The organism is Vibrio sp. SSH13-20 (genome assembly GCF_040104475.1).
In the GTDB taxonomy this organism is placed as follows: Bacteria; Pseudomonadota; Gammaproteobacteria; order Enterobacterales; family Vibrionaceae; genus Vibrio; species Vibrio harveyi.
The window spans coordinates 107,208-131,626 of the sequence record NZ_JBECOU010000003.1 but is presented as its reverse complement, the minus strand read 5'-3'; the positions used below and the strand labels follow the sequence as shown (position 1 = coordinate 131,626).

25 protein-coding genes are annotated in these 24,419 nt (G+C 44.4%); 20 read left to right on the top strand and 5 right to left on the bottom strand.

Annotated features, from left to right (window positions below):
• Positions 1 to 6 precede the first annotated feature (6 nt).
• The 13 genes from ruvA to ybgF all read left to right on the top strand — a co-directional run bounded on the left by ruvA (position 7) and on the right by ybgF (position 10,762).
• Positions 7 to 621, top strand: coding sequence for a Holliday junction branch migration protein RuvA (gene ruvA, locus ABMY42_RS09395; protein WP_009698278.1), 615 nt, complete (start codon positions 7 to 9; stop codon positions 619 to 621).
• Between the two features lie 21 nt (positions 622 to 642).
• Entirely contained in the window at positions 643 to 1,647 is a 1,005-nt protein-coding gene (gene ruvB, locus ABMY42_RS09390) for a Holliday junction branch migration DNA helicase RuvB (RefSeq protein ID WP_009698277.1), read from the top strand.
• Positions 1,648 to 2,108: 461 nt separating this feature from the next.
• Positions 2,109 to 3,695 (top strand): cytochrome ubiquinol oxidase subunit I, encoded by a 1,587-nt coding sequence (gene cydA, locus ABMY42_RS09385; protein ID WP_005450312.1) that lies wholly within the window; start codon positions 2,109 to 2,111, stop codon positions 3,693 to 3,695.
• A gap of 17 nt (positions 3,696 to 3,712) precedes the next feature.
• The gene (gene cydB / locus ABMY42_RS09380) at positions 3,713 to 4,849 is read left to right on the top strand and encodes a cytochrome d ubiquinol oxidase subunit II (RefSeq protein WP_005450311.1); all 1,137 of its coding nucleotides are present in this window, start codon (positions 3,713 to 3,715) and stop codon (positions 4,847 to 4,849) included.
• A 12-nt stretch (positions 4,850 to 4,861) separates the two neighbouring features.
• On the top strand, positions 4,862 to 4,969 hold the full coding sequence (gene cydX, locus ABMY42_RS09375) for a cytochrome bd-I oxidase subunit CydX (RefSeq protein ID WP_000270284.1): 108 nt from the start codon (positions 4,862 to 4,864) through the stop codon (positions 4,967 to 4,969).
• Positions 4,962 to 5,264: a cyd operon protein YbgE gene (gene ybgE / locus ABMY42_RS09370; RefSeq protein ID WP_017188312.1), complete on the top strand. Its 303-nt coding sequence runs from the start codon at positions 4,962 to 4,964 to the stop codon at positions 5,262 to 5,264. The genes cydX and ybgE overlap by 8 nt, the downstream gene beginning before the upstream one ends.
• Positions 5,265 to 5,435: 171 nt before the next feature.
• A complete protein-coding gene (gene ybgC / locus ABMY42_RS09365) occupies positions 5,436 to 5,855 on the top strand; it encodes a tol-pal system-associated acyl-CoA thioesterase (RefSeq protein WP_005450307.1) in 420 nt (139 codons plus the stop codon).
• Positions 5,845 to 6,543: a protein TolQ gene (tolQ, locus tag ABMY42_RS09360; RefSeq protein ID WP_005450306.1), complete on the top strand. Its 699-nt coding sequence runs from the start codon at positions 5,845 to 5,847 to the stop codon at positions 6,541 to 6,543. Before ybgC ends, tolQ begins: the two co-directional genes overlap by 11 nt.
• A 3-nt stretch (positions 6,544 to 6,546) precedes the next feature.
• A complete protein-coding gene (locus ABMY42_RS09355; protein ID WP_005450302.1) occupies positions 6,547 to 6,990 on the top strand; it encodes an ExbD/TolR family protein in 444 nt (147 codons plus the stop codon).
• 13 nt (positions 6,991 to 7,003) lie between these two features.
• A complete protein-coding gene (tolA, locus tag ABMY42_RS09350; protein ID WP_017819043.1) occupies positions 7,004 to 8,068 on the top strand; it encodes a cell envelope integrity protein TolA in 1,065 nt (354 codons plus the stop codon).
• A gap of 16 nt (positions 8,069 to 8,084) precedes the next feature.
• Complete coding sequence (tolB, locus tag ABMY42_RS09345; protein WP_080971538.1) at positions 8,085 to 9,437, top strand: Tol-Pal system beta propeller repeat protein TolB; 1,353 nt, start codon at positions 8,085 to 8,087, stop codon at positions 9,435 to 9,437.
• Between the two features lie 32 nt (positions 9,438 to 9,469).
• The gene (gene pal, locus ABMY42_RS09340; RefSeq protein WP_005450296.1) at positions 9,470 to 9,991 is read left to right on the top strand and encodes a peptidoglycan-associated lipoprotein Pal; all 522 of its coding nucleotides are present in this window, start codon (positions 9,470 to 9,472) and stop codon (positions 9,989 to 9,991) included.
• A 15-nt stretch (positions 9,992 to 10,006) separates the two neighbouring features.
• A complete protein-coding gene (ybgF, locus tag ABMY42_RS09335) occupies positions 10,007 to 10,762 on the top strand; it encodes a tol-pal system protein YbgF (protein WP_005450293.1) in 756 nt (251 codons plus the stop codon).
• A 73-nt stretch (positions 10,763 to 10,835) separates the two neighbouring features.
• On the opposite strand, the gene ABMY42_RS09330 is transcribed toward ybgF, so the two are convergent.
• From ABMY42_RS09330 to ptsP, 4 genes are all read right to left on the bottom strand, one after another.
• Positions 10,836 to 11,813: a KpsF/GutQ family sugar-phosphate isomerase gene (locus ABMY42_RS09330; protein ID WP_069686952.1), complete on the bottom strand. Its 978-nt coding sequence runs from the start codon at positions 11,811 to 11,813 to the stop codon at positions 10,836 to 10,838.
• An 85-nt stretch (positions 11,814 to 11,898) separates the two neighbouring features.
• Positions 11,899 to 12,357 (bottom strand): heme-degrading domain-containing protein, encoded by a 459-nt coding sequence (locus ABMY42_RS09325; protein WP_017819045.1) that lies wholly within the window; start codon positions 12,355 to 12,357, stop codon positions 11,899 to 11,901.
• Between the two features lies 1 nt (position 12,358).
• A complete protein-coding gene (locus tag ABMY42_RS09320; RefSeq protein WP_069686953.1) occupies positions 12,359 to 13,399 on the bottom strand; it encodes an oxidoreductase in 1,041 nt (346 codons plus the stop codon).
• Between the two features lie 68 nt (positions 13,400 to 13,467).
• Entirely contained in the window at positions 13,468 to 15,975 is a 2,508-nt protein-coding gene (gene ptsP, locus ABMY42_RS09315; RefSeq protein WP_349266250.1) for a phosphoenolpyruvate--protein phosphotransferase, read from the bottom strand.
• Positions 15,976 to 16,406: 431 nt separating this feature from the next.
• Between ptsP and ABMY42_RS09310 the strand changes: the two genes are divergently transcribed.
• The 7 genes from ABMY42_RS09310 to ABMY42_RS09280 all read left to right on the top strand — a co-directional run bounded on the left by ABMY42_RS09310 (position 16,407) and on the right by ABMY42_RS09280 (position 23,292).
• Positions 16,407 to 17,480 carry a PTS fructose transporter subunit EIIC gene (locus tag ABMY42_RS09310; RefSeq protein WP_045488034.1) on the top strand — a complete coding sequence of 358 codons (1,074 nt, stop codon included), beginning with the start codon at positions 16,407 to 16,409 and terminating at the stop codon, positions 17,478 to 17,480.
• 103 nt (positions 17,481 to 17,583) lie between these two features.
• Positions 17,584 to 17,907, top strand: a complete 324-nt coding sequence (locus ABMY42_RS09305) for a PTS fructose-like transporter subunit IIB (protein ID WP_038898155.1) — start codon at positions 17,584 to 17,586, stop codon at positions 17,905 to 17,907.
• Between the two features lie 133 nt (positions 17,908 to 18,040).
• Positions 18,041 to 20,341, top strand: coding sequence for a formate C-acetyltransferase (locus ABMY42_RS09300; RefSeq protein ID WP_349266249.1), 2,301 nt, complete (start codon positions 18,041 to 18,043; stop codon positions 20,339 to 20,341).
• Entirely contained in the window at positions 20,331 to 21,182 is an 852-nt protein-coding gene (locus tag ABMY42_RS09295) for a [formate-C-acetyltransferase]-activating enzyme (RefSeq protein WP_349266248.1), read from the top strand. Before ABMY42_RS09300 ends, ABMY42_RS09295 begins: the two co-directional genes overlap by 11 nt.
• A gap of 1 nt (position 21,183) precedes the next feature.
• Entirely contained in the window at positions 21,184 to 22,047 is an 864-nt protein-coding gene (locus ABMY42_RS09290; protein WP_171357739.1) for a sugar nucleotide-binding protein, read from the top strand.
• 103 nt (positions 22,048 to 22,150) lie between these two features.
• On the top strand, positions 22,151 to 22,828 hold the full coding sequence (locus tag ABMY42_RS09285; RefSeq protein ID WP_349266247.1) for a fructose-6-phosphate aldolase: 678 nt from the start codon (positions 22,151 to 22,153) through the stop codon (positions 22,826 to 22,828).
• Between the two features lie 128 nt (positions 22,829 to 22,956).
• The gene (locus ABMY42_RS09280) at positions 22,957 to 23,292 is read left to right on the top strand and encodes a PTS fructose transporter subunit IIB (protein WP_026138354.1); all 336 of its coding nucleotides are present in this window, start codon (positions 22,957 to 22,959) and stop codon (positions 23,290 to 23,292) included.
• Between the two features lie 3 nt (positions 23,293 to 23,295).
• Here the strand turns inward: ABMY42_RS09280 and ABMY42_RS09275 are convergent, their stop codons facing one another.
• Complete coding sequence (locus ABMY42_RS09275) at positions 23,296 to 24,165, bottom strand: AraC family transcriptional regulator (RefSeq protein ID WP_017819053.1); 870 nt, start codon at positions 24,163 to 24,165, stop codon at positions 23,296 to 23,298.
• Positions 24,166 to 24,419: the final 254 nt, after the last annotated feature.

Sequence of the window (24,419 nt, the reverse complement as noted above, 5' to 3'; positions counted from 1 at the left end):
TTTATAGTGATTGGACGTCTTCGCGGCACTCTGCTTGAAAAGCAACCACCTGAAGTTTTAATTGAAGTTAATGGCATTGGTTATGAAGTTCAGATGCCAATGAGCTGTTTCTACGAACTGCCAAATGTCGGCGAAGAAGCCATTATTTATACTCACTTTGTTGTGCGTGAAGACGCGCAATTGCTTTACGGTTTCAACACAGTAAAAGAACGTGCGCTTTTCCGTGAAGTGATCAAAGCGAACGGTGTTGGTCCTAAGCTGGGTCTAGGTATCCTTTCTGGTATGACAGCGAGCCAATTCGTTTCTTGCGTTGAGCGTGAAGACATTTCAACGCTTGTGAAGCTGCCTGGTGTTGGTAAGAAGACCGCTGAACGCCTCGTCGTAGAAATGAAAGACCGTCTGAAAGGGTGGGGCGCTGGCGATCTATTTACGCCATTTACGGATGCAGCACCTGCGGACTCTGGCTCTGCGGGTTCTAACAACGCAGAAGAAGAGGCAATCAGTGCGCTTCTTGCTCTGGGCTACAAGCCGACTCAAGCGTCGAAAGTGGTTTCTCAGATCGCTAAACCGGATATGACCAGTGAGCAACTGATCCGTGAAGCACTAAAATCAATGGTGTAACGGAAAGCCCAAGGGAACAATATGATTGAAGCCGATCGTTTAATCGCTCCAGAAAATCCTTCGTTTCGTGATGAAGATGTCATCGACCGTGCGATTCGTCCTAAGAAACTGGCAGATTACCAAGGTCAGGATCACGTTCGTGATCAGATGGAGATTTTCATCAAAGCTGCTCAATTGCGAAATGAAGCGCTTGACCACCTTTTGATTTTTGGTCCTCCGGGCTTGGGTAAAACCACGCTTGCGAATATCGTCGCCAATGAGATGGAAGTGAACATTCGAACCACTTCTGGCCCAGTGCTTGAGAAAGCAGGAGACTTGGCGGCGCTGCTGACCAATTTAGAAGAAAACGATGTGCTGTTCATTGATGAGATTCATCGCTTAAGCCCGATGGTTGAAGAGGTGTTGTATCCAGCAATGGAGGATTATCAGTTGGACATCATGATTGGTGAAGGTCCTGCAGCACGCTCTATCAAAATTGATTTGCCACCTTTCACTTTGATCGGTGCAACGACGCGTGCAGGTTCTCTGACTTCGCCACTTCGTGACCGTTTCGGTATTACGCAGCGTCTTGAGTACTATAAAGTAAAAGACCTGCAAGATATCGTTCAGCGCAGTGCCGATTGCTTAGGCTTGTCGATGGAATCAGAAGGTGCATTGGAAGTTGCTCGCCGTGCTCGTGGTACACCACGTATTGCTAACCGACTATTGCGCCGTGTTCGTGACTATGCCGAAGTGAAAGGTAATGGTCATATATGTGCTGATACAGCAGACAAAGCGCTGAACATGCTTGATGTGGATGCAGAAGGCTTTGATTACATGGACCGTAAGCTGTTGCTTGCGATCATGGAGAAATTTGGTGGTGGACCTGTCGGTTTAGACAACATGGCAGCCGCGATTGGTGAAGAGAAAGACACCATTGAAGACGTTCTTGAGCCATATCTAATCCAACAAGGCTACTTGCAACGCACTCCCCGTGGTAGAATTGCCACAGATCGCGCTTATCTGCATTTCGGAATTGAAAAGTAAGATTCCATCGCTGGGCGCTTAGCGCTCAGCGTTTCACCAATGTTGACCGACCTCTCATTTATTAAATCTCTTCTAATACTAAATAGGTAATAGAAACTTATAGATTGTTAACTCTATGTTCTTGCCTAACTGATTATTTTCTCTCCTGATTACTCTCTATTAACATACTCATCGAATATCGATTGATCTGGATCAATGTGATGGATTTTTGTGCAAAATCAGCGCATAAAGATTGATGTATATCAAAGCGGTTTCCCGCCATAAACCTTTTGAAACAAACTGTTTTTACAAGTAATATTAGACCCAGCTATATTAGCTGATGCTTAACAATTAACTAACCAATGAAGCACATTTTTGCAACAAAGCGTTGTGATAATTCAACATTTTTCAAGTGTGAATAACACTTGTGTATGGATTGCAATATGTAGAGAGTGTCATTCAGCCGACACATAGGAGTTACCATGATTGACGTAGTTGATCTGTCGCGGTTGCAGTTTGCACTGACAGCGATGTATCACTTCCTATTCGTACCATTGACTCTTGGTATGGCCTTCCTTTTGGCCATTATGGAATCGATGTACGTAATGACGAACAAGCAAATCTACAAGGACATGACCAAGTTCTGGGGTAAGCTGTTCGGTATTAACTTTGCACTTGGTGTGGCTACCGGCCTTACCATGGAGTTCCAGTTTGGTACGAACTGGTCTTACTACTCCCACTATGTAGGTGACATCTTCGGTGCACCACTGGCGATCGAAGCACTGGTTGCTTTCTTCCTGGAGTCAACTTTTGTTGGTCTATTCTTCTTCGGGTGGGATCGTCTATCTAAACGTCAACACTTAGCGGTAACCTGGTTGGTTGCTCTGGGTTCTAACTTCTCTGCACTTTGGATTCTTATTGCGAACGGCTGGATGCAAAATCCAGTTGGCGCTGAGTTCAACTTTGAAACCATGCGTATGGAAATGGTGAGCTTCGCAGACGTTGTTCTAAACCCTGTAGCGCAAGTTAAATTTGTACACACAGTAGCGTCTGGTTACACATGTGGTGCAATGTTTGTTCTAGGCATCAGTTCTTACTACTTATTGAAAGGTCGTGATGTGGCGTTCGCTCGTCGTTCGTTTGCTATCGCAGCTTCTTTCGGTATGGCAGCAATCCTGTCTACTATCGTGCTAGGTGATGAATCTGGTTACGAGCTTGGTGAAGTTCAAAAAGTGAAGCTTGCAGCAGTCGAAGCTGAGTGGCACACAGAACCAGCACCAGCGGCGTTCACACTGTTCGGTTTACCAAACCAAGAAACAATGAACACCGATTACGCAATTAAGATCCCTTACGTTATGGGTATCATCGCGACACGTTCATTTGACGAGCAAGTAACAGGTCTGCACGACTTACGTGAAGAGCACGTTGACCGTATCCGTACTGGTATGTACGCATATGAATTGCTTGAAAAACTGCGTGCAGGCGACAAGTCTGAAGCAAACATGACTGCGTTTGACGAAGTGAAGGGTGACCTAGGTTATGGTCTACTTCTAAAACGTTACACAGAAAACGTTGTTGACGCGACAGAAGACCAAATCCAAGCTGCTGCAGATGATTCAATCCCAACAGTATGGCCGCTATTCTGGTCATTCCGTATCATGGTTGCGTGTGGCTTCATCATGCTATTCGTATTTGGTGCATCATTTATCCAAACATGTCGTCAGAAGATCGAACAGAAACCATGGATTCTTAAAGCTGCATTGTTCAGCATTCCACTTCCATGGATTGCGATCGAAGCAGGTTGGTTTGTTGCTGAGTACGGCCGTCAACCGTGGGCAGTAGGTGAAATCCTACCGGTACACGTTGCGGCTTCAGCACTAACAGCAGGTGAAATCTGGACTTCACTATTTGCAATCCTAGCGCTGTACACTGCATTCCTAATTGCAGAAGTATACCTAATGGTGAAATTCGCTCGTAAAGGTCCAAGCAGCCTGAAAACTGGTCGCTACCACTTCGAGCAAAACGCTGACTCTGTTGAAGACAAAGTTAGCCGCCAAGTAGAAGCGTAAGGTAAGGAGACAACAAGATGTTTGATTACGAAATCTTGCGATTCATCTGGTGGGTACTGATCGGTGTTCTACTAGTTGGTTTCGCTATTACTGACGGTTTCGATATGGGTGTAGGCGCGCTTGTACCTGTTATCGGTAAAAACGACACACAACGTCGTGTCATGATTAACTCAATCGCTCCGCACTGGGATGGTAACCAAGTTTGGCTTATCACTGCTGGTGGTGCATTGTTCGCAGCATGGCCTTTGGTTTACGCGACATCGTTTTCTGGTTTCTACCTAGCGATGATCCTAACTCTAGCGGCACTTTGGCTACGTCCGATTGGTCTTGATTACCGCTCAAAAATCGAAGATCCAAAATGGCGTAACACTTGGGATATCTGTATCTCAATCAGTGGCTTCGTTCCACCAATCATCTTTGGTGTAGCGTTTGGTAACCTTCTACAAGGTGTTCCATTCCAGTTGAACGAATTCCTAATGCCAACGTACCACGGTTCATTCTTTGGTCTACTAAACCCATTTGCTCTGTTATGTGGTCTAGTAAGCTTGTTCATGATCCTGATGCAAGGTGCAACTTGGCTTCAAATGAAGACAACTGGCGAAGTACATACTCGTGCTCGTAATGTGGCTCAGCTAACAGGTCTACTAACTGTTATTGCATTTGTGGTTGCTGGTTTCTGGATCCAAAGCATCGAAGGCTACGTTATCGTAGGTGGCATCGACACTGCAGCGGCTTCTAACCCTCTAAACAAAGAGGTTATCCGTGAAGCTGGTGCGTGGATGAACAACTTTGAAGCTTACCCACTACTATGGGCTGCACCTGTACTGGGTGTTGCTATGCCGCTACTAGCTGTATTGGCATCTCGCCTAGAGAAGTGCGGTATCGCGTTCCTAACGTCAAGCCTTGGCAACGCTGGTGTTATCTTTACTGCTGGTATCGCAATGTTCCCATTCGTAATGCCTTCAGACCTAATGCCAAGCCAAAGTCTGACAATGTGGGATGCAACTTCATCTGAACTGACTCTGAACCTAATGACAGGTGTAGCGTTTGTTATGGTTCCTATCATCCTTGCTTACACGTCTTGGACTTACTACAAGATGTTTGGCCGCTTGGATGACCAGTTCATCGAAGAAAACAAAAACTCACTATACTAAGGAGCTATTACTATGTGGTATTTCGCATGGATTCTAGGTGTACTACTTGCTTGTGCATTCGGTATCATCAACGCTCTTTGGTTAGAGCACTCAGAAATGATGGATAAAGACAGTGAGTAATCTCGCTGACAAGGTAGCGAAACTTCACGCACCAATGGACAAGACTCTGCTAAGAGTCTTGGCCTTAATCCTTGGCTTTATGCATGTAGGGTTGGTGATGTGGGATCCGAACGCATACCATCGAGAAATTGGTGGCTTTAATGCGTTTATCGCACCAGCGCTGATTTGGGCAGTATGCTCAAGTATGGTATATGGTGTTGGCTTTAAGCCAAGAAACTGGTACTGGCAAGTGCTGTTCAGTCCATATTTCTCGCTCGCTATCTTAATTTATCTAACTGCACTGTATTTCATGTAAGCGTTACAGACTGAAATAAAGTCGGTTACTAAATCATCGAATAAAAGCCAGACTCATAGTCTGGCTTTTATTTTTTCTACAAATTTCAAAAATATTCCCTTAGCTCAGTACCAATTGCTGTCGCTTCAGTTATAGTAATTGCTTTAAAGAATTGAATATATTGGTACTCCCTTGCAAGGCACATCAAATTCCTTCCGCTGGCCAATCACGGTGTATTACGAAGACACTGATGCGGGCGGCGTCGTCTATCACTCAAATTATTTAAAATTCTTTGAACGTGCGCGTACTGAGTTATTGCGTGCAAAAGGCATTTCTCAAAACCTGTTGTTGGAACAAAATATAGGTTTCGTTGTCCGACACATGGATATCGATTTCAACCAAGGGGCTAGATTGGACGAGCATTTGACCGTTCTTACCCGAGTGTCAGAAATAAAACGTGCGTCTCTGCAATTCTGTCAAGAGTTAGTCAATGATGAAGGCAAAACATTGTGCAAGACAATTGTTAAGGTAGCATGTATCGATAATAAGAAAATGAAACCAATAGCTATCCCATCTTTTATCAATTCGGAGCTAACAAATAGTGACTGCTGATATTTCCATTTTAGATCTCTTTCTTCAGGCCAGTCTGTTGGTAAAGCTTGTGATGTTGACACTACTCGGTATGTCTGTCGCATCTTGGGCAATGATCATCAAGCGCAGCAAAGTGTTGTCTCAAGCATCGAAAGATGCCGAGTCATTTGAAGACAAATTCTGGTCAGGTACTGATCTTTCTCAGCTTTACCAAAAGGTAAAAGCCCGTAAAGATGACATTACTGGCACAGAAGAAATCTTCTACGCAGGTTTTACAGAGTTTGCACGTCTACGCAAAAGCAATGCGAATTCTCCAGCTTACATCATGGAAGGCACGGGTCGTGCGATGCGTGTCTCCGTTGCTCGTGAAGTCGATGAACTGGAAACGAGCCTACCATTTCTTGCCACAGTTGGTTCAATTAGCCCGTACATTGGTCTATTTGGTACTGTTTGGGGCATCATGCACGCCTTTATTGCACTAGGTGAAGTGAAGCAGGCGACACTTTCTATGGTGGCTCCTGGTATTGCAGAAGCACTGATTGCAACTGCTATGGGTCTATTTGCCGCTATTCCAGCAGTAATGGCTTACAACCGTCTAAGCAACAAAGTAAGTAAGTTAGAGCACACTTACGCGACTTTCTCTGAAGAATTCCACAGCATCCTGCACCGTCAAGCGATGGCGGGTAGAGACAGCGCAAGTAAGGAATAAGGCATGGCGGGTTACCAACCTAAAAAGCGTAAAATGACAGCAGAGATCAACGTCGTGCCATATATCGACGTCATGCTCGTATTGCTGATCATTTTTATGGCAACCGCTCCATTTGTCACCCAAGGTGTTGATGTAGATCTTCCACAAACATCGACAGCTGAATCGATGCAAGATATAGCGGGTGATACAGACAGCAGCTTTATCATCATTGAAATTGATCGCGACGGTAATTTAGGTCTGAGCGTGAATGACGAAGAGGTTCAGCGCGGTCTATCACTACAAGACGTGATTGTACGAGTGAAAGCAGAACGCTCTATCAAGCCAGATTCACCTGTTGCGGTGGGCGGCGATGCGGCGACGCCATATGCTGACGTTGTACTTTTGCTTGACGAGTTAAGTCGTGCAGGCATCCCAAAAGTGGGTCTGATGACCGATATCAAGGAATAGACATCGTACATCTATGAAAGACAACAAGAAAAAACGCAAAGAATACACCAAGCCGATAGCGATATCGGTTGGTTTGCATGCTCTGTTAGTCGTTGCTCTGCTTTGGGGTACAGATTTCACAATGTCTAAGCCGGAACCTACGGGGCAAATGGTGCAGGCAGTGGTCATTGACCCTAAACTTGTTCAACAGCAAGCGAAAGAGATTCGTCAGCAACGCGAAAAAGCGGCAAAGAAAGAGCAAGACCGTCTTGATAAGTTGAGACGTGAAGCTGAGCAGCTTGAGAAAAATCGCAAAGCAGAAGAAGAACAGATTCGTAAACTGAAAGAGCAACAGGCGAAAGATGCCAAAGCCGCTCGCGAAGCCGAAGCTGCTCGTAAGAAGAAAGAGCAAGAGCGTAAGGCAGAGGAAGAACGCACTCGTAAAGAAAAAGAACGTGCAGCAAAAGCAGAAAAAGAACGTAAAGCCAAAGAAGAGGCTGTACGTAAAGCTGAGCAGCAACGCATTGCTAAAGAAGCTGCCGCAGCAAAAGCGGAACAAGAGCGTGTAGCGCGCGAGAAAGCTGCGAAAGAAGCAGAAGAGAAAGCGCGTCGTGAACGTGAGGCCGCAGCAAAAGCAGAGCAAGAACGTATTGCGAAAGAAAAAGCCGCGAAAGAGGCCGCTGAAAAAGCGCGCAAAGAAAAAGAGCGTCTTGAGCGATTAGAGCGTGAGCGTAAAGAGCAAGAAGCAGCGTTGGATGACATCTTTGCTGGTCTAGAAAGTGAATCTGAACTTAACCAAGAAGCAAAGAATCAGCATGTTAATTCGGAAGCTGATCGTTATGGTGCGATCTATAAACAGCTAATCGAAAGTCGTATCATCAAGGATGACTATCTTGTGGGAAAGTCGTGTAGGTTGAACATTAAGCTTGTGCCAACAGGAACAGATGGCGTAGTGAGTAGTGTTTCAATTATCAGTGGTGATGCTCGTTTATGTAGCGCAGCAAAGAGCGCAGTTAATCAAGTTGGTAATTTCCCTATGCCAAAAGACCGCGCCATTATAGATAAAATTCGTGATGTTAACTTAACGGTTGATTATTAAATTAAGGAACTGAGACGTGATTAAACGCCTTTTACTAGGAATGTTTGTACTGCTTGGCAGTCTAACGAGTGTGGCTCATGCTGCACTAGAGCTGGTGATTACCGATGGTATTGATTCAGCGCGACCAATTGCTGTTGTTCCATTCAAATGGGAAGGCAGTAAACCTCTTCCAACTGATATTTCAGCTGTGATTGCTTCTGATTTGCAACGCAGTGGTAAATTCAGCCCTGTACCAACGAGCAAAATGCCACAAACTCCATTCAATGAATCAGAGGTGAACTTTGATGCGTGGACAGGTCTTGGCGTTGATGCTCTGCTAACTGGTTCAATTAAGCAAAACGAGCAAGGTAACTATGTGGTTAACTACCAATTAGTGGACGTTGTTCGTGGTCAGCTAACGGGCGGTCAGAGTAAAGCTCTTGGTGGTGATGGTGAGCTGGTACTTTCTAAAGATCATGTTCTTTTCAACAAAGTAGCAACGGTTGAAGCTCCACGCATGCGTGAATACGCGCACCGTATTGCTGACCTTGTTTACGAGCAACTTACTGGCGAACGCGGTGCATTTATGACGCGTATTGCTTATGTTGTTGTAAATGACAAAGATCGCTTCCCATACCAACTTCGCGTTGCGGATTACGATGGTTACAACGAACGTTTGGTACTTCGCTCTAAGCAACCGCTTATGTCTCCAGCATGGTCACCAGATGGTCAGAAGCTTGCATACGTGAGCTTCCAAAATGGTCAGGCTGAAATCTTCATCATGAACATCTATACCGGTGAGCGTGAGAAGGTAACGTCATACCCTCGTCATAATGGTGCGCCAAGATTCTCGCCGGATGGCAGTAAACTTGCTTTGGTACTGTCTAAGACAGGTTCACTTCAGGTTTACACCTTGGATCTAAAAACACGTAAGCTGACACAAATTACGCGTGGCAGATCAAATAATACAGAACCGTTCTGGCACCCCGATGGCAAATCGCTGATTTTCACATCAGACAGGGGTGGTAAACCTCAGATTTATCAAGTAAATTTGGGCAGCGGTTCAACTAACCGCTTGACTTGGCAAGGCAGTCAGAACTTGGGTGGACAAATCACTCCTGACGGTCGATTCCTTGTCATGGTGAATCGCAGTGATTCGGGCTTCAACTTGGCTAAACAAGATTTGGAAACAGGTGCTCTTCAGGTGCTAACAAAAACGTTGCTTGATGAGTCTCCGAGCATTGCCCCAAATGGTGGCATGGTTATCTATAGCTCGATTTACAACAAGAAAAACGTACTATCGATGGTGTCAATTGATGGTCGATTTAAAGCTAGATTACCGGCAACAAATGGGCGTGTAAGAGCTCCCGCATGGTCACCGTTTTTGTAGTAAGAAAAAATTGATTAATAAAGGAAAATAAGATGCAACTGAACAAGGTTCTAAAAGGGCTACTAATCGCGATTCCTGTGATGGCTATGACAGCATGTAGTTCAAGCGATGACGCTGCTTCTAACACTGGTGCAGAAACAAACACTGGTGCTGCAGAAACAACAGTCGTTACTCCGATCGATCAAAACGGTCAGCTAACGGAGCAAGAGCTAAAAGAGCAAGCGCTACGTGAAACTCAAACTATCTACTTCGCATTTGACAACTCAACAATTGCAGGTGATTACGAAGAAATGCTAGCAGCTCACGCTTCTTACCTAAGCAAGAACCCTGCTCTAAAAGTAACTATCGAAGGTCACGCTGATGAGCGTGGTACTCCTGAGTACAACATCGCACTAGGCGAGCGTCGTGCAGAAGCAGTATCAAACTACCTACAAGCACTAGGTGTACAAGCTGACCAAATCTCTATCGTTAGCTACGGTGAAGAGAAGCCACTTCTTCTAGGTCAATCTGAAGAAGTTTACGCTAAGAACCGTCGTGCGGTTCTAGTATACTAATTCGAGGTAAACCTCATGTTCAGTAACACTAAGCGCGCTGTTACGCTTACGTTACTGGCAAGTGCAGCGAACTTCGCGTTCGCTGCACCAGCTCCAGTATCAGATCTCAACAGCACGTCATCAGTATCTACTCGATCTTCTTCAGAAACCGACATCGAGCGTTTAGAGCGCTTGCTGCAAAATCGCAACCGCGTTCAGCTTCAAATGCAAGAGCAAATTGACCAAATGTCACAAGAGATCAGTGATCTACGTGGTCAGTTAGAGCGTAATAGCTACGAGATGCAGCAAATGCTGAAACGTCAGCGTGAGCTGTTTGTTGAGCTTGATCGAGTGCGTGGCGAAATGAAAGCCGCACCTGTTAAAGAAACGAAACCAGCAGAGACGGGTGGTAAGTATACATCGAATGCTGATGAACAAACGGCTTACCAAGACGCGGTGGATTTGATCCTTAAAAAACGCGACTACACCGGTGCTATCGCTGCATTCCAACAGTTCCAAAAGGACTATCCTGATTCAACATATTCTGCGAACTCACATTACTGGCTAGGTCAGTTGTACTTCGCGAAGAAACAGGATAAAGAAGCAGTGAAGAGCTTTGCTGCCGTGGTTTCTTACAAAGATTCCAACAAGCGTGCAGATGCATTAGTCAAGCTAGGCGATATTGCTGAGCGTAACAACAATGCAGCGCAAGCGAAGAAATACTATCAGCAAGTGGTGGATGAGTACCCAGGCAGTGCATCGGCGAAAGTCGCTAGCTCTAAGCTGAAGTAAAACAAAAAAAGGGGAGCTCAGGCTCCCTTTTCTATTTCTGGTACTAGTAAAATCCCGTCAAAGCTTGGATTTACTAATAGATCCCTGCCTTTTGGATCGTATGCTGGTTAATTACTCCTACAAATACTCCGTCTTCGGTTAATACGGGGAGAGCAGTAATGGCGTTTTCACTCATCAACGCCAAGGCGTCAACGCAAAGGCTGGAATGCTGGACCGTGATTGCTCCCGGTTTCACCAAACTCTTAATAGCAGTACTTGGTGTTACACCTTTTGCGAACGCTCGTCGCAAATCACCATCCGTGAAGACTCCTCTTAAATTCCCTTGTTCAGCTATTGCAATTAACCCATAACCTGTTTGGCACATTACACTTACTGCGTCTTGTAATGTCGCATTGGGTGAGCAATGTGCGCTTTTGTGTTGGTCGTCTAACAGTTGTCCTACATTGGTTAATAGCCTGCTACCAAGTGATCCCGCAGGGTGAGACAGTGCAAAGTCATTCAGATCAAATTCTCGCATCGTCATCACTGTAATGCCGATAGCGTCGCCCAATAACAAGGTGTTGGTGGCGCTTGCGGTAGGTGCTAGACCAAGAGGGCATGCTTCCTTCTTAGCGGCGATGTCTAAGGTGATATCGCATTCTTTCGCTAAAAAACTATTGAGATTTGCGGTGACGCCAATAGTGGTAATTTTTTGGCGCTTTAGAAGCGGTACCATCATTTTAAATTCATTGGCTTCACCGGAGTTAGAAATCAGAATAACTACGTCGCCTTGGCGAGCCATCCCTAGGTCACCGTGTAGTGCTTCTGCTGGGTGAACAAAGAAAGCCGGTGAGCCCGTTGAAGCAAAGGTCGCTGCGATTTTTTTGCCGATATGACCAGACTTACCGATGCCCGTAATGATGACCTTACCTTCGCAATTGAGAATAGCTTTGCAAGCCTCTGCGAATGAAGTGGTCAGAGAGTCGAGTAGCAACCGAGCTTGGTCTAGCTCTTGTTCAATAACGCCGCGTCCTAATTGGCAAATATCTTCCGTGGAGTGCTGCTTATGCATATTGGTTTCCTAACGTATTAAACATTTCATGCTGAGAAGGAGAAGAATAATAAAACTCTTGATGGCTTTCTGTTAAGAAAGTCATTTAGCCTAAGAAGGATTCAAGAGTTTCTATCACCAACAAATGGTCTTCGTACTGCGGTAACCCGGATACGGAAATACTACCAACAACACCGACGTTTCTTATAGAGAGAGGAAAGCTTCCTCCGAACGGCGCAAATTGTTTTGGATCCACAAGAGAAGCTTCTTCTATGCTTTTCCCCTTAGTTTTAAAGTACTGACCCATATACCAAGAGCTGTGTTGGTATCTGACCACAACATTACGCTTTCGAGCTATCCATTCTTGGTTGTCGATAGAGGTACCAGGCATCGCATATGAAAATAGGCAATGTCCGTTCAAGGTGATATCAATCGCAACGCTTGCCCCTTTATTTTCTGCATTTTGTTTAATTAGATTGCCTAGCTGCCATGCGATATTTGGGTTGAACTCGGTGAACTGAAGCCTGTCTTCTTGTGCGAGTAGTAAGTCTAAGTCTGTGATCATGCTACACCTCAGTAAGTTTGATTGTCCGTTGCTGTTGTGAGCTTGAGTAAGCTGCTTCTATGATACGAATTACGTCTAGTGCTTGCTCTAGTGATACAGGTAAATCGTCACCTTTTCGAATCGACTTCGCAAGTTGTTGATAGAAAGCTTCATAGCCACCTATCTGAGTCTCTATTGTGGAAACCTGCCCTTGATGACTGGTGATAGTGGCGAAGCACTCTGGTCGATCTTTACCCCAACCATATGTTTCTGGACCTTGTTTATTCCGCAAAAAGTCTTCTTGGGTGTCCATCCCATATTTAATCAGGCTCGTATCTTTAGCAAAGATTTGGAACCTTGGTCCTTCGGTTGTACTTAAACAGTTTCCATGCAAAATGACCTCGTGCGTGGGGTAATTGAGAATCAAATGGAAATGGTCAACAGCTTGGGAACCTGACCGTTGATTTCTCAATACTGCAGTGACGCTTTCTGGTTTGCCAAATAGGCACAATGCTTGATCAATGAGGTGAGCTCCTAGGTCGTAGAGAATGCCGGAGCCAGGTAAAGCTTGTTCGCGCCAACGGTCTTTGACTTCAGGACGAAAGCGATTGTAGCTTGAGTAAAAGGTATGAATGCCTGGAAGTTTTCCTTGCTCAATGAGTGCTTGAATAGTCTTGAAATCCCCATCGTAACGTCGGCTTTGGTAGACTGATACTCGTTGATCTGATTGTTTAGCAAGTGCGATTAGTTCTTTGCCTTCTTGGACTGAAACGCAGAAAGGCTTCTCGATAACTACATGTTTTCCCGCCGATAATGCAAGCTTGGCTTGAGGGACATGAAGGTTATTGGGTGTTGAGATAATGACTAACTCGATACTTTCATCAGCAAGCATTTCGTTAATCTCAGAATAAACTTTTACATCTGTTAGTTGAGTATGAACTTTTTGTGCATTACTTGAGACAACGGCAACAAGATCTAACTCTTTACAGAAATTGATGATAGGAGCTTGGAAACATTGACCTGAAATGCCAAAACCAACAATGGCGGTTTTAATTGGAGTCATGGGCAATCCTAAAAAAGGCAGCACCACCGGAGAAGTTGATACTGCCAAAATGCAAAATGGGGGAAGGCTTAGTTCAGTTCAAGTTCTTGTTTTAGCAAAGCCTCAATCTGATATGAGGTTTCTGCTGTCATGAGCTGATCTCGGAAATCAGCGTGCATTATCTTTCTCGCGAGTTTGGAAAAAATCTTCATATGCTGATCGCCTGCAGCATGTTTGTTGAGAGTGAGCATAATGACAAATTGTGCTTCTTCATCCCCCCATTCAATCGATTTTGCAAGTCGGCATACGCTGATCGCAGATTGCTCGATATGTTCACTCTTAGTGTGCGGAATCGCAAAGCCAAAGCCAAGTCCAGTAGAAAAGACATCTTCTCGAGCCCATAAGTCATCCGCCAGTTTATTTGGGTATCGGCAGCGACCGGTTAAGAACAAATTGTCTGACAGTGTTTTGATCACTTCCTCTTTGTTTCGTAGATCTCTATCCAGGCTAATACAATCGGCAGAAACCATTGGCGCTTCAGACTGAGTCATACGGAACTGAGCAAGCACATGCTCAACCTCTTGGATCGTTCGACATTGCATCGCTTTGTTGAGCAGTTGACGACATTCGCGGCTATCAAGTTTCGCAATGCGCTCTTTGGTTGCGGGAATACTTGGTGAGCTCATGCTTATTTCGTCGAGACCTAGACCAACAAGTAGAGGGAGTACCGAGCCTTTGGCACCAAGTTCGCCACATAGCCCAATCCATTTGCCGTGTCGATGAACTTCGCGAACCACATGATCCAGAGTGCGCAAAAAAGCAGGGTTGAGGCTGTTGTAACTAGCCGCCACTTTAGCGTTATCGCGATCCACTGCCATTAGGTATTGAGTTAAGTCGTTGGATCCAATGGAGAAAAAGTCTATTTCCTCGCAGCATTGATCAATGATGAAAGCGACAGATGGAACTTCTAACATGATGCCTAACGGAACTTTTTCAGCAAAAGGAAGGGCTTCTTTACGTAGCTCTTGGCGCACTTCAGCGAGAATATCTTTTACCCACAATATTTCTTCTAAAGAGGAAATCATAGGGATCATAATTTTGAGGTTTCCATGAGCAGAAGCTCGTAAGATGGCGCGCAATTGAGTTTTGAACATCTCAATAAACTCGGGGTAGATCCGTACCGCACGGTAGCCTAGGAATGGATTGTTTTCTGCTGGAATATTCAAGTAATCAACAGGCTTATCACCACCGATATCAATAGTTCGAACGATGATGGATTTTCCATTTGCAGCGTCACACGCTTGACAGAAAATGTTGTACAACTCATCTTCATCTGGCGCGCAGGTTCGATCCATATAAAGCATTTCTGTGCGGAACAAACCGACGGCTTCTGCGCCGTTTGCGAAGGCGGCTTTCGCTTCTACTGAGTGAGCAATATTGGCTGCAACTTCAAGAACTTTTCCGTCGAATGTTTGTGCTGCTACATCACGAAATTGTGCTTGTCGGCTAGAGACAATTTCTTTCACTTTACTTTCTTGAACATAGTAACGTTCCACAGATTCAGCTATCTCTGTCACCACAATTCCGAGAGTCCCATCAACAATCACTTCCTCGTCTAGAAGATCAGTTAGGCGAGAACCTTCAACCCCCACAATCGTCGGAATTGCGAAAGAGCGCGCCAAAATTACGGTGTGTGAAGTATTTCCTCCATGAGAGAGGATTAAACCTTTCAAGAGAGACTTATCTAACTCAAGAAACTGACTAGGGGTAAGATCGTCAGCTAAGCAAACAGTAGGCTGTGTGAGCTTGTTTTGACTGCCAAAACGTTCATCACCATAAATGCTTTGCAGTAGCTGGTAGCACACATCACGAATGTCTAATTCACGTTCACGCATATAAGCACTCGATGAGTTCTTCATAACTTCACCAAAGTGTTTAGCAGTGGCAATAATCGCGTCTGCACTGCTTCGTCCTTCAACCAGGTTGCTCGCGATGGTTTGTCTAAACTCTTCATCTTTAGCGATTGATAGGTGTGCTTTGAGCACTTCGCCTTCAGTGTGTTCAGAAGAGTTCAACTGAATCGTCAGAGATTTAACGACAGCCTCCAAGCCCGAATTGAGTTGTGAACGCTCTTCATTAAGAGATTTTGCTGGTGGTAAGTCAGTGAATGCATCAAAGTTAATCGCTCCTATTGCCTTTAATACGCCTTGACCAAAACCTTCGCTGACACTGCGACCTCGAATATGAGCCACATTTAAATTCGAAAAGTTCCTTGGAAGAGGATCAAGGTTTTCATCTTCTTGAGGCGTTGTAGCAAGTGGGGCGTCGCAATGAGGAAACTCGTTAGTAATAAACTGTTTTAGTTGCGTCAACGCATTGTCTTCATCTTGACCTTCGATAGTAATCAAGCACTCATCACCTAACAGCGTATCGGTACTAATTAGAGAGAGTACGCTTTTCGCATTTCCACTCATCCCTGTACGTTGGTTTTGCCATGTAATAGAAGAATCAAAGCTATTACAAACCGCTTCAACATGACTCGCTGGGCGAGCGTGAACTCCATTTGGAAGTTCGCAAGAGAAAGAAAAAGATTTCATTTCATATTGTCCTTTTACTTTGGCAATGGTCACTGCCTTTCGTTATGCATTCACAATATCAAAGTAGACAGTACAAACTATGGGACAAAACTACGAAAAACTGGATTTTTGTTAGGTTGAAAGTTAACTGTGATATATCTCAAATTGGCAGTCAAAAATGTGACTTTAAACATAGCTTAGGTTTAACTTCTACTTTTGATGTGCCTTAAGTATTTGTATTTAAGGGTTTTAATTTTTCTTTGTTCATTCTGGGTATTTTTCGAGAGACGGATCAACTTTTCTTTTTAATCGAACAAATATCCAGTAAATAGAACTTTTGTCCTCTAACCGAATAGTACTATTGCTCACTATATTAGATACCAAAGCACGGCCGGCTGAAGTTTTAACCCTTTACGTGAAACAGTTTAAAAAACTTATCCAAGGAGAAGTCTATGAAAGACTTAATCTCAATACTTAAGGACACTCGCCAACACTTGATGACTGGTGTCTCTCACATGATCCCGTTTGTGGTTGCCGGAGGTATTTTGCTCGCAATGTCGGTCATGCTTTACGGAGAAGGTGCCGTTCCAGAAGAGGGCACGTGGTTACACGATCTGTTCTTCATTGGTGTTGCTGGTTTCCAATTGATGGTGCCGATTCTAGCCGCTTACATTGGTTACTCAATCGCTGATCGCTCTGCCTTAGCACCCTCTGCGATAGCGGCGTTCATCGGCGCAAATATGTATAACACGGGCTTTTTTGGGGCAATTTTTGCCGGTCTGTTAGGTGGTATCGTGGTGTTCTACCTGAAGAAGATCAAAGTTCCATCTTACGCTCGCTCTGTAATGCCGATCTTCGTGATTCCAATCATTGGTACTTTCATCACCGCTGGTGCCATTGTATGGGGGATTGGTGAGCCAATCGGTGCAGCGACTGCAGCTCTGACGGATTTTCTTAAAGGTATGCAAAACGAGAGCATCGTTCTTCTCGCTGTCATCATGGGTCTTATGATCGCCTTTGATATGGGTGGTCCTGTCAACAAAGTTGCGTATGCGTTCGTCATTATGTGTGTTGGTGAAGGTATCTATAACGTAGCTGGTATCTCCTCCGTTGCTGTGGCAGTGCCTTCTATCGGTATGGGTCTAGCAACATTCCTCAATAAAAAGCTTTACGACTACAGCGAGCAAGAAGCAGGACGAGCTTCGATTCTAATGGGCACGATGGGTATTACGGAGGGGGCTATTCCTTTCGCAGCTGCTGATCCATTGCGTGTGCTGCCGTCCATCATGATTGGTACAGCAATTGGTTCTGCAACAGCAGCGGTGCTTGGTGTGAAAAGTTATGCAGCTTGGGGTGGCTTAATTGTACTTCCTGTGGTTGAAGGTCGCTTTAGTTTCATTATCGCACTTGCTGTTGGCTCATTGTCGACTGCTTTGTTGGTCAACTTCTTGAAAGCACGTCGCCCTGTCACGCAAGAAAAAGAAGAAGAGTCCGATGATTTAGATCTTGATATCGAGATTGGTTAATCCGCAGAACAGGCTTATAGCTTGGTGAGCTGAATGACCGCCAAGGTAAATACAAAACAACGAAAAATTAAGAGTTCTCCAAAACAGTATAGGAAACAAAATTATGACTTCTATCGTAGCAGTAACAGCATGCCCTTCAGGTGTTGCACATACATACATGGCTGCTGAGGCCATCGAAGCAGCAGCAAAAGCCAAAGGTTGGTCTTGCCAAGTGGAAACACAAGGTTCAATTGGTATCGAAAACGAGTTAGATGAAAGCACGATCAAAACCGCTGATGTCGTCATTCTTACCAAAGATATCGATATCAAAAATGCTGAGCGCTTTACAGGTAAAACCATTGTACGCATCGGTGTCAGTGATGCTGTAAAACGTGCATCTGCCGTGATGGATAAGATTGAAAAGCATCTTGAATCAGTAGCAGCCTAGCCTCCCACTACATTACAGAGCAGAGATATTTTGGTCTCTCTGCTCTGTATAGCTAAGTGACTCTCGTTAGGGTTTCTTAGCTATACAAAACCATTAAATCGCTCAACAACTAGGTATTCTCAGGAGTCTATATATGAGTACCCCACGCATAGAACGTCTTAAGTCCGCACTGTTTGCCGCAAAACGCGAAATCTCATTGGAACGTGCACTGTTGTACACAGAAAGTCATAAGCAAACAGAAGGAGAACCGACATTAATTCGTCGTGCAAAAGCAACTGCCTATGTGATGGACAATGTTGAAATCTCTATTCGTGAAGATGAGCTAATTGCTGGTAATCGAACGGTACAACCAAGAGCGGGTATTGCTTCTCCTGAAATGGACCCTTATTGGATTGAGAAAGAGTTAGATATTTTCGAATCTCGCCCTCAAGATAAATTCTTTGTTTCTGAGCAAGACAAAACAACCTACCGTGAGCAATTACTACCTTACTGGGCTGAACGGTCGATGAAAGACTTCATCAATGCTCAAATTCCGCTAGAGGTAAAATCTGCTGTTGGTCAAAAGATCTTTAGTGTTAACCAAACAGACAAAGGTCAAGGTCACATTATTATCGACTTTGATCGTCTGCTAGATAACGGTTTAGGTGCGCTTCTCGATGAGCTGCAAAGCTTGAGTTTTAGCCAGCCAGAGAACGAATTCTTCAAGTCAGTTGTGATCTTATTGGAAGCGTCGATTCGTCATATTCATCGTTACGCCGAATTAGCTGAGAACATGTCGCAAGCCACTGATAACGAACAGCGTAAGCAAGAGCTGATTCAGATTGCGGCTATTTCTCGCAAAATTGCAACAGAAGCTCCAGATGGTTTTTATGAAGCATGCCAATTGTTCTGGTACATGAACATTATTCTGCAATACGAATCGAATGCGAGTTCTTTATCGCTGGGTCGCTTTGATCAATATATGTTGCCATTTTACGAGCAATCGTTAGCACGAGGTGAGTCTCCGGATTATCTTCGTGAGTTGTTGGAAAGTTTGTGGATCAAGACCAATGATATTGTTCTGTTACGTTCTTCAAGTAGCGCCAAGTTTTTTGCGGGTTTCCCTACGGGTTACACGATTCTATTAGGTGGTTTGAGCGAAGTGGGGCGCAGCGCGGTGAATGCACTATCCACATTATGTTTGGATGCCTACCAAAGTGTGCAGCTGCCTCAGCCTAACTTGGGTGTGCGCGTAAACGAGTTCATGGATCGTGGCTTCTTAATGAAAACCGCAGAGACGATTCGTTTGGGGACGGGGATTCCTCAAATCTTTAATGACGAAGTGGTCGTGCCTGCCTTCCTAAATCGTAGTGTGTCGCTAGAGGATGCACGGGATTATTCGGTGGTTGGTTGTGTGGAGCTGTCGATCCCAGGCAAGACTTATGGCTTGCACGACATCGCTATGTTTAACCTCCTGAAGGTCATGGAACTCGCGATGCAACGTCATGCAAACAACCTAGATATTACCTTTGACAGCTTGATGAGTGATATTCACCAAGACATTAAGCACTACGTTAAGTTGATGATTGAAGGCTCTAACATCTGCGATGTTGGTCACCGTGATTGGGCTCCAGTACCGCTTCTTTCATCATTTATTAGCGATTGTATCGAGAATGGTAAAGACATCACATACGGCGGAGGGCGTTACAACTTTTCTGGTGTTCAAGGAATTGGTATCGCTAATCTATCTGATTCTCTCCATGCACTTAAGCGTTATGTATTCGAAGAAAAACGCTGCACGTTCAAAGAATTTATCGCCACATTAGATAGCAACTTCGAGGTGCCAAACGGTGAAAAAGTCCGCGCTCGTTTGATGAATAAGTACGAAAAGTACGGCAACGACATTGATGAGGTGGACGCTCTGGGCTCTGAGTTATTGCGTTTATTCTGTAAAGAGGTAGAGAAATACGATAACCCTAGAGGCGGAAAGTTCACTCCGGGCTCGTACACCGTATCTGCTCACGTGCCGCTCGGTGCTGTTGTGGGCGCTACTGCTGATGGACGTTTGTCAGGAGAACAGCTTGCTGATGGTGGTTTGTCACCAATGTTAGGAAAAGATCAATTAGGTCCGACAGCCGTTCTAAAATCAGTGAGTAAATTAGATAACTACTTGCTGTCCAATGGCAGTCTTCTCAACGTGAAATTCACACCTGCAACGTTAGAGGGGGATCAAGGTTTAAGCAAACTGTCCGATTTCATCCGCGCATTTATGAAGCTCAAGTTACAACATATTCAATTTAATGTGTTGAACGCTGAAACACTGAAAAAAGCGCAAGAAAAGCCAGAGGACTACTCAGGGTTGGTCGTTCGAGTAGCTGGCTACAGTGCTTTCTTTGTCGAGTTATCGAAAGAAATTCAAGATGACATCATTCGAAGAACTGCCCATGAGCTGTGATCAAGCTAATGGAAGCAAAAGTAGCGCGCGGATATTCAATATTCAGCGCTACTCACTCCATGACGGGACAGGGATTAGGACTGTGGTGTTCTTCAAAGGTTGTCCTTTGAGTTGTCCGTGGTGTGCCAACCCAGAGTCACGTTCACACAAAATCACTTATATGCGTCGTAAAGCACTATGCCTTGAGTGTGATGAATGTGAAATGGATGTTGAAGAGTGCCCAAGTGGAGCGTACGAGCAAGTGGGCACGGACATGACTTTGGATGAAGTGATAGCACAAGTTGCAAAAGATGATGTGTTTTTTGATACCTCAAATGGCGGTATCACGCTTTCTGGTGGAGAAATCCTTACCCAAGCGCATTTTGCCATCGAGCTTCTGACCAAACTAAAGCAACTTGGTTATCGCACCGCTGTTGAAACTTCTGGTCATGGTAATAGCACGCAATTGAGTCGTATTGGAGAGTTGTGTGATGAAGTGTTGTTCGATTTTAAAATCATGGATGCACAAAAAGCTAAAAGCGTGATTGGGCTTAACGTGGAGAAAGTACTTGGAAACTTCAAGATGTTGGTTGAGCAGGAATGTAACGTAATTCCACGTTTACCACTTATCCCCGGTTATACCTTGGACTTAATCAATATTGAAAGTGTTTTGTGCTTTTTAAAACCTTTCAATATCAGAGAAATTCATCTGTTGCCGTTCCATCAATACGGCGCAAACAAATATGAGACTTTAGGGATGGAGTATCTAATGAAAGACATTCCCGTTCCTACTGAATCTGAAGTGGAAGCCATCCGCAGCCATATACATGCTAGTGGATACCAAGTAGTCATTGGAGGCTAATATGAAAAAGAAAATACTGATCACTGGTGCGAGAGGCTTCTTTGGGACGCGTTTTATCAACCGTTATCGCAATGAGTTCGATATTTTGGGGTTAGACGTTGAGCAACTTGATATCACCAATAAAAGTGCGGTCGATACAACATTCGCTGAATTTAAACCTGATTTCGTTATTCACGCTGCGGCAATTGCAGTCACGGATTTTTGTAACCAACACCCAGACATTGCGCACAAGGTGAATGTTCAAGGGGCAATTAATGTAGCGAACGCATGTAAAGCAAATGGTTCAAAACTCGTGTTCATCTCTACTGAACAAGTCTTCAATGGGAATATCGAAGCAGGACCATATAGTGAGCAAGATACGCCAGTACCAGACACTGTATATGGTCAAAATAAGCTAGAAGCAGAAGTTGAGTTGCGTTTTATTTTGGAAGACATGTGGATTTTGCGTTTTACCTGGCTATTTGGGTTACCTGAGCGAAATACCAGCATTAATCCAAATGTGGTTTGGAATGCCATGCAAGCTTTAACAAACGGTGAAGTGATGCAAGAGCGCAGAAATGAGTTCCGTGGATTAACTTATGTTCATGAACTTATAGAGCAGTTTCCAAAAATCTTCACCATTCCATATGGCACTTACCATACGGGGGCAAATAACCCGGCAAGTCGTTATGAGATTGCTGAGCATATTTTGACCGAGTTGGGGCAACAAAGTCGCCTCGATCATCTACTTCAAGCGAATGACGCGCCCAAAACTCGAGATGTCAGACTCAACACCAATAAGTTGGCTGGGCAAGGAGTCGTGTTTACAGAGAGCAAAGCCGCAATCACTAAATGCTTACAAGAATTTCATTACATTTCTGCCTAATGGGCGGGAATGTAAACGATTTATAGACATTATTCTTCAAGAAAAAGATTCAGGCGAGTACTCCAAACAATTGAGTGGTCGCTGTTAAATTAGGAGTAGTACCATGATATTCATGCTAGATACGGCAAGCATTGCTGCGATCAAAAAAGCAGTAGACCTTTATCCGATCGAAGGTGTAACGACCAATCCGTCAATTATTGCGAAAGAAAAACGCCCACTGAAAGAAATCTTATTAGATATCCGTGAGATAATTGGTGATGAGCGTATGTTACACGCGCAAGTTATGGGTAAAGATGCGGAAACTATGCTGAAAGAAGCCAGAGCACTGCGTTCAATTGATCCAGAGATCATCATCAAAGTGCCGGTAACGCCGCAAGGTATTAAAGCAATGAAGTTGATTCATGAAGAAGGCTACCGCATAACAGCCACTGCGATCCTGACTCCGCAACAAGCGCTTATGGCAGCGAAAGCAGGAGCGGAATTCCTTGCTCCTTATGTGAATCGTTTAGATAACATTTGTGGTGATGGTGTCGCTGTTGCGGCGGAAATGGCACAAATCATCGATAACTACCACCTTGATGCGAAAGTGCTTGGTGCTTCATTTAAAAATGTTCAACAAGTCCATCAATTGGCGCTGGCTGGCATTCACTCTGTGACCATTGCCCCGGATGTTTTTGACCACCTGCTTGTGCATCCATTAACTGACTCGGGGGTATCGGGGTTTGTTTCAGATTGGGAAACGGTTTACGGCGAGGGCACTAATGTTCTTGATGTTCTTTAATGTGATCCAGTACACGCTCTAATAGTTTGTAGACTTGGTTGTAACGTAAAAGCTGACCAAGATTAATAATGACCATGCTTAATGAGATTAAACTCACTTATAAGCTTGGTCATTTTTGTTTTTATATTATGGAAATAGTTGGTGTAACCGCATGTATTAGCGGTGTAGCGCATACTTATATGGCAGCTGAAGCGCTCGAAAAATTAGGGCGTAAGCTCGGTCACAAGGTGACAGTAGAAACCCAAGGCGCTTTGGGTAGCGAAAATCAGTTAACGCAAGATCTGATTGATGGTGCAGATGTCGCAGTGATCGTTTCTGATATTAACATTGAGGGCGCGGAACGATTTGAAAACAGTCGAGTTGTGCGTTGTTCTATTGCTCATTTTCTACGTAGTACGGAAGAGGTGATGAGCGCTATCGATAAAGTTCGTCAAGCGCCCCGAGGTGCTGAAATTAGTTTTTGAACATTAATCTTCTTCAACATGAGCGCTGAGGTATTGCGCTCGATACTCTGATGGCGAGCGCTCGGTTTGCGCTCGAAACACACGGCAAAAATAGTTACTGTCTTTAAAGCCACAACGGTGCGCGACTTCTTTTACCTTCATATCGTATTCGACCAACAAAAACTTAGCGCGCTCTAAGCGAATGTGATTCAAATATTCATTGAACTTAATCTGTCCTTCCTTTTGGAACAGTTGTGAAAGGTAGTTCGGTGACACATAGAAGTGCTCGGCAACCGATTCACGAGTCAAAGGCTCTTGATAATGTTGTTCTAGGTAATCTCTCACCGATTCAAATAGCGCATGACTTTTTGAAGGCGTTTCAAGTGGTTGTTCGATAAGATCCACGATGTGGCTAAACAGCGAACTAACCAATAGTTTCATTGTTGCTTGTGACTCTATCTGTCGAGTCAATTCTTCTAGGGCATTAAGAATAAACGTGCCGACACGAGGTCCCCGACGTAAAACCGTTTCTTTGATCGCGGAGTCGAACTTCTCACCATCCCAACTTAACAAACTTAAGCCAAAACTTTGCTTACCAGCCATCACAGTCATAGTGACAACGGGTTTGCTTCCCCAGCTTGGTTGGTTCCAACTTTCTGCTGGTAAGTAAATCACGTCACCTTGCTTGAATACTCTTTTTTGTTCTACGCCGGTTTGGCTCCCTAGCTCCATCTCTAGCTCACCGAATAACACCATTTCAATACGAGGAAAATGGACTTGAAAGGCGAGTTGAGGTGGCTTAGGCAAGTTGCCTGCGCAAACCACATTACTGATTTCCCCACTGAGGTCTTTGTAATGATGAAGAGATTCAAGCAGGTAGTTTTTGTCGAGCATCAAGAGTAACCGAGTGAGCAAATAACAACATCAGTGTATGTCATTCAAGTGTGTCGCTGCTAGATACAATTTTCTCTCTTTGTGAAGCGATACTGCTTTGAAATAACAAGAGGTAATAATAAGTGGCTTTATATAACCTCATTAATTTTTAATAACTTAGGTGGTTATTTGTATCGCCATCACAATTTGACTTTCTAAAGACAAATCTCCAGTTAGACGAACAAATATGCTATGTGATGAAGAGGTTTTGCTTG